The organism is Clostridium sp. AM58-1XD (assembly GCF_003464085.1).
Classification (GTDB): Bacteria; Bacillota; Clostridia; order Lachnospirales; family Lachnospiraceae; genus Lachnoclostridium_A.
The window spans coordinates 1-11527 of record NZ_QSDR01000045.1; the positions used below are offsets into that span (position 1 = coordinate 1).

Genomic DNA, 11527 nt, shown 5'->3' on the forward strand with positions numbered 1-11527 from the left:
AAACAGAAGCTGTCGGAAGAGGCAGGAAAAGCTAAGGCCCCATGGTCAAGCGGTTAAGACATCGCCCTTTCACGGCGGTAACACGAGTTCGAATCTCGTTGGGGTCATTAAGATTGAAATTCTCATGATTTTCAATCTTTTACAATATTATATGGCGACATAGCCAAGTGGTAAGGCACGGGTCTGCAACACCCTTATCACCAGTTCAAATCTGGTTGTCGCCTCTCTGATGAAAGCCTCAGGAACCTTGAGAAATCAAGGGCCCTGGGGCTTTTGCTTTGTGTTTTTGGGTGCTTGCGCTTGTTTGCGTGAGAGTTTTTACAATATAATCACAGCATGATCTTTAGTTTCGAGGGCGGTCAGCCAAGGATCGCCCTCATTTTTTCGGCTGTTTCTTCAGCCGGGGTGATATTACGCAGGTAGTGATTCGTCATCTGCAGTGTGGTATGACCGAGCAGCTGGCTTAATTCGGTCGCCTTCGCGCCGTTCTTATACATGATCGAGGCGGTGGAGAAGCGGACCTTGTGGGAAGAACGGTATTCAATCCCCAATTCTCTGCAGCATTTCTTCAAATGCCGGTTAAACGTGGCGGTAGCTAATGGCTGGCCGTTCCGTATGAAGATATACTCGGAATCAGGATTAAGTTCCTTTATTCTAGCCAGCAGAGCTTTTGCGGACGGAGTCAGGGGCATAAAGCGCTTACCTTCTTTTTGATGGCCTTTGATGTCCTCGATAATGTTATTTTCATGATCCACATATCGCTCGATATGGATGAAGTCTCCCTTAATATCAGTCCATTTAAGGCCTTTTAATTCACCGATTCGTATAATCATGTGAAAATCGAACTTAATAGCCAAGGAGTAAAAATCATCGTTATCGAGATGATTAATTATACGAAGACGCTCATCTTCTGTGTAAGGGAAGACATCTGTATTCTCAGCTTTGTATGAAAACTGTCTGTAATTAATATCCCTCAAACAATTGCGGTCCAGAATGCCCTGTTCTACGGCCAAATACAGAATACCATTCATGATACTCTTTAAATCGTTAAAACGCTTCCTTGTCAGCTCACGATCCTTTGTAATGCTCCGGAAATATTTTATATAATCCTGAACAGACAATTCTTTTAAGGGAATTTTGGTAATCGGATTATCCCTCAAAAGCGAGTTGTAAAGGAATCGGTTATCTTTGATGGTTTTCTTGGAGACGCTTGTTTCTTCATCACGCCATTTCATCCAGATTTCAAAGAACTGTTCCATAGTTATGTTTTTAATGCCGAAGAAGTGCTCATACAGTTTATCTATGAGCCCTATGTAGCTTGTACTGCTGATGGGCTTTCTCTTGACAATTAAGTAAATTCTTCCGTCATCAGGACGGGTTTTTACCTTGCTTAAATCACATACTTCTTTTACTTTGTTTTCTTTCTCTGTAAATTCCACTACTTTTGCGCATGCCGATGGTGTTATATTACCATCAGGGCAGAGAATTTTCAAGAGCTGTTGAATGGCTAATGATTCCGATGATGCAGGAGGCTTTGACGGATTGGCCGTAAAGCTTCTTACAAGATCTGCGTTTTGTTGTTTGTATGGGCTGATGGATTTGGACAAACCGTCATCACCTCCTTTCTGCATTAGTTTATCGCGGTACTAAGTGTATAATATTTAATTATTTATCAATAGTATTTAATCAGTCTCTTTTTCTGTGTTGAAATTTGAAGACATATCAGAGTCAACTAAAATTAAACCATAGTAACCATTTAAGGCTTGCCCGTTAATTTTAACCTTCCTTTTATCTGCTATATCGCCATATGTTTGCCTGTACCAATCCCTAAACCTTTTTGAAAAATCATTAAGTTCAATTGTATCAAGCGTTTGGGAAAAACAATAATTGCTAAAAACAGGATATAAATCGCTAGTGGAAAGCTTGTCTGACATATTACCAGTATACTTGCAGTGTGTTTCTGCAAATATTTTAATAACTTTGTTGTAATCAATGCGATAAACTTCAGGGCCATCCCAATCTATATGTGTGAAATGATAGCTCTCTTTACTAAACGCTGGTAATACTGAAGGGCTTTTGCACAAATTCCTTCCTTTTCCAGTAACAGTTTATTTAGCAAATTAAAATCTTGTTTATTCTTAGGTACAGGATAATTGAACGGTATTGTAATCATCCTTTCATTAAATGCCGGATCAAAGATATTAGTTCGTATTTGTGAGTTAGAACCAAATAACAATCTGGCTGTTGGATAAAAATTAATTGCATCCTTATATTTTACATCAGACCGAATCTTATCATTTCCAGTAATGGCTTTAATTTTTGCTACGGCATCTGCTGATAAGGGGGTGTCAGGAAGATCCATGCATACATTCAAATGACAGCCATTTAAATCTGCAACATCAAATTTTCCGGAAAATTCCTGGGCACTGAGATGAGAAACGGCGTCATCACCAATAATATTCATAATAATTTTAGCGAACAGACTTTTTCCTGTATCTTTCTTCCCGACTAAAACAAAGAATACTTTTCCACTAGTATCACACGATAAAAGATATCCAATGGTTTCCCAAATAAGTGCAGCAAGATTATCATCATCACCAGTAATAGAATTCACATATTGCTCAAAGTTTGGGCAACTAGCTTCAGGGTTATAATCACACTGAAGTACATTCCGTACAAAAATACTGCCATTATTTTTAATCATCTTACCGCTATTCGTATCATATAATCCATTTTTAAAGGTCCAATAGTGACATGGAAGAGTAAAGTTTTTTGGCACAACTAGATCATAATGCTTAATTAAATACTCTTGAGCATCTCTGTAAGCCTTTAGATTATCTTGAGCTTCAATTGCCAGTCCAAAATGCATATTTATTAACCGATCTAAGTCACGCTCTGTATAGTATTCGTAAATCCCCTTTTCTTCATTAAATATATATACCTTTTCCTGGTAGACCTTAATTTTATGTTCATTTTGCAAAAAGCGACTAATCATTACGCCTGAAACCTCCTGCTTTTTGTATTCATTAGAAGAAGTCTCTGAAAATTTTTTTATGTCACGGGGGCCAGACTTATAGATGTGTGGTTCATCTAAGGGCTTTGGGGGAGGAGCAAGGTTCTGCATTGTTTCTGCTAAAATAATATCTTTCGTAAACGACTGATTCGAATTATTAGTCGTAAGCGGAGGATTATTAACACTTAAATCTGTAGTATCGCTGATGCACTCCTGATAGTTATCCATAATATGACATTGATTTAAGTCGATTTCTCTTTCTCGGATTTCCTTATACGATAAAGTATCAGGCAGGTTACCTTGGACTTGGCTTACAGGTATTTCTATGGTATGTACCTGATTGTTTTCATCTTTGTACGAGGCCACGAAATATGCAAGATCTTTCTGTTGGCAATTTTCAAAGCTTACTAATTCTTGTTGTGCTGAGTTAAAAGTTACTAATGATTTCATAATAAATCCTCCTTTTTCTTTTTATCATCCCATAAAAAAGTACAAAAATCAGTGTACAGGTAGGCGAAAAAAGCTTTACAGAATTTCTGAATTGGACTATGATTTACCATATAATATTAGGAGGAGGAAGAGCCTATGTTCGAAGAACGTATAGATAAATTCATACGTAAGGTTATGACTGCTCCTTGTGGGGATATATTATCGTCATTTGTAGAAAATATGGAAAAGGAGACTACAAATGTACTAAGAACATTTGAAGAGGAATATAACACACTACAGGAAATTATAAAATGTAATAGCATAGCGTTGCTTTTTGAGGATAGTGTGGATGATTTCTTGCTAAAAATAAAACCGGTAGTAGCAATATACTGTTACTATTTTATTATGGATTTCATGTTCCAGCGAAAAGAAGAAAATAAAAAAGAACTAGGAATGACTTATATAAGAAAGTTTTATGAATGTGACAGTGAAGAGGCGCGAGCAATATATGTTAGAATAAAAAGGAAGAGCAAAAATATTGCGAAGATTATAGAATATGAAGATCCCCGAATGTTTGATCCACGGGTTGTCAGAGAGGACAATGTTCCCCCAAAATGTAAATCTGAAGATAGCAATAAAAAAAATAGACCTCACATTTATAATGGGGAGATAATTGAATATTTAAAAAAGGTCTATATTATGAATGAGAAAATATATGTTAAAGAACTACTACCAGCTGTGTTTTTTGTTGCACTAAATGTTTCGGGTTCCTTGCCAAACGGCGGAATTACAAATAAATCTTTAAATAATATAAGTGTAAATACAATTAAATCATATGATAAAGAGTTACAGGAAAAAAATATTTATCATATCGAAAATCACGGCTCTGATATTTTAAATAATAATAGTAATTTTAGATTTTTCAAAAAGGACAAGATAGCTTATAATAAATCGTCTAGGTTAGCCGAATTGTTAAACCTAGCTGCTGTTGATGATTTATTTAAAATAGATCGTTTGAACGAAGCACTGACAGTCTACTTGGAGCGTACTTCTTTAAAGGAGACAGCAGATGACAATGAATATATTATTGCAAGTATTTGCTCGCTTTTATTATATATTCCTTTACCATTTATGGATGACTATCGTCCCGTAGTTGAGAAAGCAATCGAATATACTCTTACTAATCAACATGAGGAGGCTATTCAACAAATAGCTAAAATTTTTAATTTTACAGCAGTTATATTTCCCTATGTCATAGGCTGGCTTAGCTATCTGTTATTTATGAAGTCTATTGATTTTCAAGCGTATGATAAAATTGATGTTATAATTAAAGAACTAGAACAATATTTAGAAAATAGCCATGATAGTCAGATATTGGAGAAATTTTCAGTAAAAGAAGAACGTATTTGGTTAGATAGTAAATATACAGTGCCCCAACTCGTTTCCAAAGGATCTAACAAAACTTACGAAGAAATAAGGCTAAAGAATAATCACGTCTTAGATTTGAATGAAATTATTGGTATTATGATTAACCAGGAAAGTAACATAGCTAAAACAAAAAGACAAATAGAAGAGAACTATTATAGCGTTATAGAAAATTTTAAAGGCGTATTAAAAGAGACAGAAGAAGGTTTGTTACTACCTGTCAAGCATTATAATATTACCAGAGAAAATGGGGAAATAGATTATTCTTCTATATTTAATGGGATTATTAATTTTGCAGAACGGATTAAAAGCACAAAAAAGCCGGAGAAAGAGCCTGCGAATTATGTGTATAAATTATCAAAAACCTTTTATGATGGGTTAAGACAATATTAAGTTCCGGGTGCCAGGTTCCAGGCAGGATAAGTTTATTAAAATATGGTTCTATGGAATTCCTTAGAACCGCTTTTAAAACTATTAATGTATATAGGAACCTAGAACCTGGAACTTATCCTGGTTATAAAAATTAATATAATTTAATTAGATATTATAACCGTGAGAATTATATAGGAGGTAAAAATAATGTACAGTAAAATTCTCATGGTTATTTTAAATACCATTGCATCTCTAATCGAGCTGCTGGACAAAAATGAATAACCACAATAGAAATCCCTCAGGCAATTATCGCCTGGGGGATTTCTGCGTTCCAATGAAATAATTTTAAAACAGAAGGAGGAAAAAATGGTTGTAAAAGACGAAAAAGCATTGGGAAAAGCACTTGAGGAGGAGGAGGAGACAATAAAAATTACAGGGGATCTGGCATCCAAGATAAAAAAAATCTGGTATCTAGATAAGACTTTGTGGTATGTGTGTTTTGCATGCCTGGCGATAGCGGTCGCAGCACTTCTGATGATTCCGGCTACGTTGGGCGGAACAATGGCTGTATCTATGGTTGCCGGGACTCCCGCGGCCGTAGTTATGGGTATTCCAACTGCTTCATCAGCCGTATTGACTGCGGTTGCAGGAGGGGGAATAAAGATATTAAAGCGATTACGCTGCAGCTATAGACTGGAGCAAATTAATAATTCGTGTATTATTCTTTATAAGAAATAGTTTGAAGAGCCCTTCTGAAGCCAAAATGCAGCAGAAGGGCTTGTAAAGTGTAATCCATGTATCAAGAGAAACTATAAAATTACGAGTAATCACTTATCAAGAATGGCATCTATCATAAGATCAACAGCCTTTTTTTGCTTATCGGTTAGTATATTCCATTTGTTAATTAAAATGATTTGTTCCTCAGTCAGGTCTATACTTTGTCCGGTGCTGAAAAATTCTGCCAGAGATATATGAAATGTATTGCAAATCATTTCCAATTTATCAATAGGAGGACACAGGTTTTTTTGATACCAGGTCGCAATTGTAGACTGCGGTATCCCGGTGTATTGCGCAAGCTTAAATACAGACCACTTCCTGTCGTTTCTCAATTCATTTATTCTGCCTAATACATCAAACAATTTTACACCTCTTACATATCGATTATACGATTAGTTTATTACGAAAATGTGATTTACAATAGTTGCAAATAGACGTATAATATATATCGAGATTACGATAAAAACGGGAGGTAAGAAGAACTTGGTTACTGCAATTATGTGTAAAAAATTAAATATTATCAGGAGGGAAAAGTTATGAAAAGAAAAAAGCTATTTATGGTACTTTTAAGTGCAGCGTTAATAGTTCAAGGAACAGGTATGCCGGCTATAGCAAAAGCAACCACTGATGAGGGTAATAAATCACAAAATATGCATATTGCCTCTGATTCTAATGCTGAATATGATAGTGACAATCCCGAAGATGCTGATGAGATTGAAGATAATTACGATCCAGAGGACGTTGATGAGATTGAAGATAACAACAATCCCGGGGACACTGATGAGATTATAGATAATAACGATCTTGTTAATACCGATGAGGACAAAGACATTAACGATCCTGAGGATGTTGACGGGATTGAAAATATCGATAATCTGGAAGAAATTGTATCTTTATATAAAGGGGTAAGGGTGGCCTCACCATCGGAGGCAGAAACTGTGGTTAGTTCAGAGCGGGAATTAACCGAAGCTGTAGCTCAGGGAGTAAATACTATATATATTGATGGGGATATCTCGCTGACAAATAGGTTATTTATTCAAATGAATACCGACATTCACCTGATGGGAGGTTCTTTAAGCTGTGGATTAGGGCGGCCTGGTGATAATTCGTCAAATCAAATGATAACGGTGGCTGAAGGTGCGAAATTAACATTGTCGGATATCGAAATCAATGCAACGGGCTGGGGGAATGCAAATGCGGCCTCATCCCGGGTACGCGCTTATACGATTTATTCCATGCCAGACAGCGAAATAGTAATAGAAGATGGAACAAACTTATTATGTGAACCGGAAGATCTGGTAGGAAAAGTTGTAAAAAGAGGACTTTTTCTTGGCGGTTATTGTGAGATGAACGGCGGTACTGTAAGAGGATTTAGCGATGGCGGCGTTACAGTGGCAGAGGGTGCTCATTTTATCTTGAATGGCGGAGAAATTACGGAAAACGGAAATTATACAAAAGAGAATGATTTTCCAACTGCCGGTGCCGGAATACAAGGACCTGGCTCTATAGAACTGAATGGCGGCATTGTAAATTCAAATGAATATGGGATATGGGTAAACGGAAACTTTGTTATGATTGAAGGAGAAGTGAGCCAGAATATCTGGGGTGTTTATAATAATAACGAGGACGGAAAAAATAATGAGCAATATGCGCCAGTCTCTACGATAAATGGCGGAGTTATTACTGATAATGTAATAGGAATCGATAATTGTACAGGAGGAACAGCTGTCCTCAATCATGGTGCAGAAATAAGTGGGCCTACTACACAGCAAAATTACCGCACATTTTCCCGGTCGGTTTTAACGGAAACTTCCTGTGTTATTAAAAATAGCGAGTATGCAAAACTACATATTAATGGAGGCAGTATTACCGCACAGGATGAGAATACTATAGCTGTTTATAATATGGAGACCGGAAAGTTAGAAATGGATGGAGGGACAATTATTGCAGCAGGAACAGCCATTAAAAATGAGAATCCAACCATTGGAGAGGTGAGACTGACAAGAGGTACTATCTCTTTGACTGGTGAAAATGGGAAAGCAATTGATAATCAAGGATACATGGAGGCTTCCGGAGATATGAAAATAGAAGCTTCTAACCAGTACCTGATTGCAGTTTCACACAATGATGGAGGAAAGGTATCTCCCTCTACTTTAATGGCGGGTAAGGGGGCAACACTTAACTTAACAATCAGCCCAGATAACGGATACAAAATTTCCAGTGTTAAGTTAGATGGAGAAGAAAAAGGTATTATATCAGCTTTAGAATTAACTGTAGCGGGTAATCATGCAATTGAAGTAGAGTTTGCAGTAAAACAGAGTGGTGGCTCTAGTGGTTCTGGTGGATCTGGCGGTTCCGGTGGTTCTGGAAGATCTGGCGGAGCGGCTGCAGCTAAGACAGATGTGATTCCTGAGACACCGGGTACATGGTCCCAGGATCAGAATGGATGGCGTTTTGTAAGATCGGATGGATCTTCCTATAGTAACACATGGGTACGTAAAACCAATAACTGGTATTGGATGGATGTAAACGGATATATGGCACAGGGGTGGACCGCTGTTTCTGATAAGTGGTACTATTTAATGCCAGTATCCGGTGAGATGAGGATAGGCTGGATTTTTGACAACAATAATTGGTACTATTCCAATACATCGGGAGAACGCATGACAGGGTGGATTCAGGATAAAGAGAAGTGGTATTATTTGAATACAGATGGAAAAATGGCAGTCAGCGCGACCACACCAGATGGTTTTCGGGTAGATGAAAATGGTGTTTGGATACAGTAGGCCGGCTATCGTTACCACTAACTGATAAAGTTTCAAATGATTAAAAAGACAGAAGAATCTCCAGGCATAGGATTGCCTGGGGGTTTTTCTTCTTTATAGAGTAAGATTAAAGGAGGAAAAAAGATGTCAGCAAACGTAGAAACCATGTTTTACACAGGAAGAGAGGTTCCATGGCACGGACTTGGAACCATGGTAATGGAGGCGCCTGATTCCAAAACGGCGCTGGAATTGGCCGGACTGGACTGGTCGGTACTCCAGAAGCCCATTGTAACTCAGGACGGGATTCCCATCCCAGGCTTTCAGGCCAATTTACGGGACAGAGATAACAAAATTTTGGGAGTTGTCACAGACCGTTATAAGGTTGTACAAAATGAAGACGCCTTCGCCTTTACAGATGAACTGTTGGGTGAGGGCGTTGTTTATGAGACGGCAGGTTCCCTGCAGGAAGGGCGGCGCACCTGGCTACTGGCAAAGTTGCCGCAGCGCTATATCATCAGCGGTGATGAAGTCACTCCGTATCTAGTTTTTATGAACTCTCATGACGGGACAGGGGCAATAAAAGCAGCTATGACGCCGATCCGGGTAGTCTGTCAGAACACTTTGAACCTGGCACTTTCCACAGCGAAAAGGAGCTGGGCGACAAACCACACCGGGGACATCCGGGGGAAGCTTGAGGACGCCAGATATACCCTGCTGTATGCGGATAAATATATGGCTGAACTGGGAAAGGCTATCGATCAGCTCAGCAGGACTAAACTCTCTGACCGTCAGATTTATGAATACATAGATGTCCTCTTTCCTTTGGTAGACAACGCTACGGAACTGCAGAAAAAGAACCTGCTCCGGCTGAAGGAAGAAGTAAAGGTTCGTTATTATGATGCGCCGGACTTACAGCACGTAGGGAAAAACGGCTACCGGTTTGTAAATGCAGTATCCGATTTTGCCACACATTCCAGGCCATTAAAGGAGCGTAAAAACTTCAAGGAAAACCTGTTTGCGCGCACGATTGATGGAAATGTCATGATTGACCGGGCATATGAACTGGTGAAGTCGGTATCATGAAACGCCCGATGCTGCTTAAATATCAGGGGCGCTACCATTGGCAGCCCCCTTTTTATGGAAAAAAGGAGATTGAATATGACAGAAGGAATATCGACCACTCATATGAGCCGTGAAGAATGGCTGAAATTTAGGAAGACGGGTATAGGCGGATCGGATGCAGGAGCCATCTGCGGTTTAAATCCGTATTCCAGCCCAATGAGCGTGTATCAGAATAAGATTTCAGAATGTTTGATATCGGAAACGGCTGATAACGAATCTATGAGGCAGGGCAGGGATTTGGAAGAATATGTAGCACAAAGGTTTATGGAAGCTACAGGATTGAAGGTTCGCCGCTCCAACCGGATGTACAGGAGCAGGCAGCAGCCCTTTATGATTGCCGATGTTGACCGCCTTATCGTAGGAGAGGACGCCGGACTGGAATGTAAGACAGCCAGTGCATACAGTGCAGATAAATGGAAAAATGGGGAGGTTCCATCACATTATCTGATTCAATGCTATCATTACATGGCAGTAACAGGAAGGAGGGCATGGTATATTGCCGTGGTTGTTTTGGGAAAAGGCTTTCAATATACAAAAGTTTCCTGGGATGACGACATGATCCGAAATCTCATTCTATCGAATCTGATTTTTGGAATAACCACGTAATTCCAAAGAACATGCCGGAACCGGATGGGTCAAAGGCCTGCGATGAGGTACTGGAGCAATATTTTCATACAGCCAGGAAGGAGAGTTCCATTCCGCTTGTTGGCTTTGATGAAAAACTAAAGCGCAGGGAAGAAATCATCCAGCTGATTAAGAAGTTGGAACAGGAACAGAAGCAGATTGAACAGGAAGTCAAGCTGTATATGAAGGACAGTGAAATGGCCGTCAGCAGCCGTTACCAGGTGATCTGGTCGAACTTGGAGAGCGTGCGGTTAGATATTAAGAGGATAAAGATGGAGAGACCTGAGATTTATAAAGACTTTTTAAATGTCACTGCTTCGAGGAGATTTACGGTAAAAGCGGCATGAGTTTTTGGCAATACATGTTTTCATTGAAGTGTGTATATAATAATGCTATAATTATATACATAAAGGAGGTGCTGATTATGCCGAATATTATACCTATAACAGAGTTAAGAAAAACAAATGAGATTTCCGACCTCTGTCATAAAAGCCAGGAGCCTGTTTTCGTCACAAAGAACGGATATGGAGATTTGGTTGTAATGAGTATGGAAGCTTACGAAAAGCTGGTTTATGATAAACGGATCGATTCTGCTGTTGCGGAAGCGGAACAGGAAGTTCAGGCAGGTACAGAACTCATTGACGCCAGAGAAGCATTGGCTGGTCTTAGGAGAAAGTATGCAAAGTAAATATACAATTCAATTATATCCGAAGGCGTACCGGGATTTGGAAGAGATATATCAGTATATTTACGAAACGATCCAGATGCCGGAATATGCTGAAGGGCAGGTCACCCGGCTGGAAGAAGGAATTTTCAGCCTGGAAGAATTTCCGCACCGTGGGGCGGAGAGGAAACACGGCAGTTATGCAGGCCAAGGATACCGGGAACTGTTTGTGGATCATTATATAATTATTTATAAAGTATGGGAAAGGAAGCTTCAGGTTGATATTGTTACCGTCTAGTACATAAAAAGAAATCTGTAGCGAACCAGACATTAATT

12 protein-coding genes and 2 tRNA genes are annotated in these 11527 nt (G+C 39.0%); 10 read left to right on the plus strand and 4 right to left on the minus strand.

Features of this window, described 5'->3' with window-relative positions:
* The first annotated feature begins 35 nt into the window (after positions 1 to 35).
* Both DXA13_RS19035 and DXA13_RS19040 read left to right on the plus strand, forming a co-directional pair.
* A tRNA-Glu gene (locus DXA13_RS19035) sits at positions 36 to 107 on the plus strand.
* 46 nt (positions 108 to 153) lie between these two features.
* Positions 154 to 224: transfer RNA gene (locus tag DXA13_RS19040), tRNA-Cys, on the plus strand.
* Between the two features lie 135 nt (positions 225 to 359).
* Here the strand turns inward: DXA13_RS19040 and DXA13_RS19045 are convergent.
* The 3 genes from DXA13_RS19045 to DXA13_RS19055 all read right to left on the minus strand — a co-directional run bounded on the left by DXA13_RS19045 (position 360) and on the right by DXA13_RS19055 (position 3463).
* Positions 360 to 1607, minus strand: coding sequence for a tyrosine-type recombinase/integrase (locus DXA13_RS19045; protein ID WP_181995749.1), 1248 nt, complete (start codon positions 1605 to 1607; stop codon positions 360 to 362).
* Between the two features lie 75 nt (positions 1608 to 1682).
* Positions 1683 to 2084 carry a hypothetical protein gene (locus DXA13_RS20790; RefSeq protein WP_147348058.1) on the minus strand — a complete coding sequence of 134 codons (402 nt, stop codon included), beginning with the start codon at positions 2082 to 2084 and terminating at the stop codon, positions 1683 to 1685.
* Complete coding sequence (locus DXA13_RS19055) at positions 2021 to 3463, minus strand: phage/plasmid primase, P4 family (protein WP_118246611.1); 1443 nt, start codon at positions 3461 to 3463, stop codon at positions 2021 to 2023. Before DXA13_RS19055 ends, DXA13_RS20790 begins: the two co-directional genes overlap by 64 nt.
* Positions 3464 to 3598: 135 nt before the next feature.
* Between DXA13_RS19055 and DXA13_RS19060 the strand changes: the two genes are divergently transcribed.
* Both DXA13_RS19060 and DXA13_RS19065 read left to right on the plus strand, forming a co-directional pair.
* Positions 3599 to 5260 carry a hypothetical protein gene (locus DXA13_RS19060; RefSeq protein ID WP_118246612.1) on the plus strand — a complete coding sequence of 554 codons (1662 nt, stop codon included), beginning with the start codon at positions 3599 to 3601 and terminating at the stop codon, positions 5258 to 5260.
* 345 nt (positions 5261 to 5605) lie between these two features.
* Positions 5606 to 5977 (plus strand): hypothetical protein, encoded by a 372-nt coding sequence (locus DXA13_RS19065; protein ID WP_118246613.1) that lies wholly within the window; start codon positions 5606 to 5608, stop codon positions 5975 to 5977.
* A gap of 89 nt (positions 5978 to 6066) precedes the next feature.
* Here the strand turns inward: DXA13_RS19065 and DXA13_RS19070 are convergent, their stop codons facing one another.
* Positions 6067 to 6378, minus strand: a complete 312-nt coding sequence (locus DXA13_RS19070) for a helix-turn-helix transcriptional regulator (RefSeq protein WP_118246614.1) — start codon at positions 6376 to 6378, stop codon at positions 6067 to 6069.
* Between the two features lie 174 nt (positions 6379 to 6552).
* Between DXA13_RS19070 and DXA13_RS19075 the strand changes: the two genes are divergently transcribed.
* The 6 genes from DXA13_RS19075 (at position 6553) to DXA13_RS19095 (ending at position 11489) form a co-directional block, all read left to right on the plus strand.
* Positions 6553 to 8802: a hypothetical protein gene (locus tag DXA13_RS19075; protein WP_118246615.1), complete on the plus strand. Its 2250-nt coding sequence runs from the start codon at positions 6553 to 6555 to the stop codon at positions 8800 to 8802.
* Positions 8803 to 8925: 123 nt separating this feature from the next.
* The gene (locus tag DXA13_RS19080) at positions 8926 to 9864 is read left to right on the plus strand and encodes a DUF932 domain-containing protein (RefSeq protein WP_118246616.1); all 939 of its coding nucleotides are present in this window, start codon (positions 8926 to 8928) and stop codon (positions 9862 to 9864) included.
* Positions 9865 to 9939: 75 nt separating this feature from the next.
* Entirely contained in the window at positions 9940 to 10509 is a 570-nt protein-coding gene (locus tag DXA13_RS23350) for a lambda-exonuclease family protein (protein WP_347559932.1), read from the plus strand.
* An 11-nt stretch (positions 10510 to 10520) separates the two neighbouring features.
* Positions 10521 to 10874, plus strand: coding sequence for a hypothetical protein (locus tag DXA13_RS23355; protein WP_347559933.1), 354 nt, complete (start codon positions 10521 to 10523; stop codon positions 10872 to 10874).
* A gap of 77 nt (positions 10875 to 10951) precedes the next feature.
* A complete protein-coding gene (locus DXA13_RS19090) occupies positions 10952 to 11215 on the plus strand; it encodes a type II toxin-antitoxin system Phd/YefM family antitoxin (RefSeq protein ID WP_118246617.1) in 264 nt (87 codons plus the stop codon).
* On the plus strand, positions 11205 to 11489 hold the full coding sequence (locus tag DXA13_RS19095) for a type II toxin-antitoxin system RelE/ParE family toxin (RefSeq protein ID WP_118246618.1): 285 nt from the start codon (positions 11205 to 11207) through the stop codon (positions 11487 to 11489). The genes DXA13_RS19090 and DXA13_RS19095 overlap by 11 nt, the downstream gene beginning before the upstream one ends.
* The last annotated feature ends 38 nt before the right edge of the window (positions 11490 to 11527 follow it).

What these genes read in the sequence shown, in the direction of transcription:
- DXA13_RS19055 (WP_118246611.1), bottom strand. Translation starts at nt 3,463, where the DNA reads ATGAAATCATTAGTAACTTTTAACTCAGCACAACAAGAATTAGTAAGC.
- DXA13_RS19060 (WP_118246612.1), top strand. Translation starts at nt 3,599, where the DNA reads ATGTTCGAAGAACGTATAGATAAATTCATACGTAAGGTTATGACTGCT.
- DXA13_RS19065 (WP_118246613.1), top strand. Translation starts at nt 5,606, where the DNA reads ATGGTTGTAAAAGACGAAAAAGCATTGGGAAAAGCACTTGAGGAGGAG.
- DXA13_RS19075 (WP_118246615.1), top strand. Translation starts at nt 6,553, where the DNA reads ATGAAAAGAAAAAAGCTATTTATGGTACTTTTAAGTGCAGCGTTAATA.
- DXA13_RS19080 (WP_118246616.1), top strand. Translation starts at nt 8,926, where the DNA reads ATGTCAGCAAACGTAGAAACCATGTTTTACACAGGAAGAGAGGTTCCA.
- DXA13_RS23350 (WP_347559932.1), top strand. Translation starts at nt 9,940, where the DNA reads ATGACAGAAGGAATATCGACCACTCATATGAGCCGTGAAGAATGGCTG.
- DXA13_RS23355 (WP_347559933.1), top strand. Translation starts at nt 10,521, where the DNA reads ATGCCGGAACCGGATGGGTCAAAGGCCTGCGATGAGGTACTGGAGCAA.
- DXA13_RS19090 (WP_118246617.1), top strand. Translation starts at nt 10,952, where the DNA reads ATGCCGAATATTATACCTATAACAGAGTTAAGAAAAACAAATGAGATT.
- DXA13_RS19095 (WP_118246618.1), top strand. Translation starts at nt 11,205, where the DNA reads ATGCAAAGTAAATATACAATTCAATTATATCCGAAGGCGTACCGGGAT.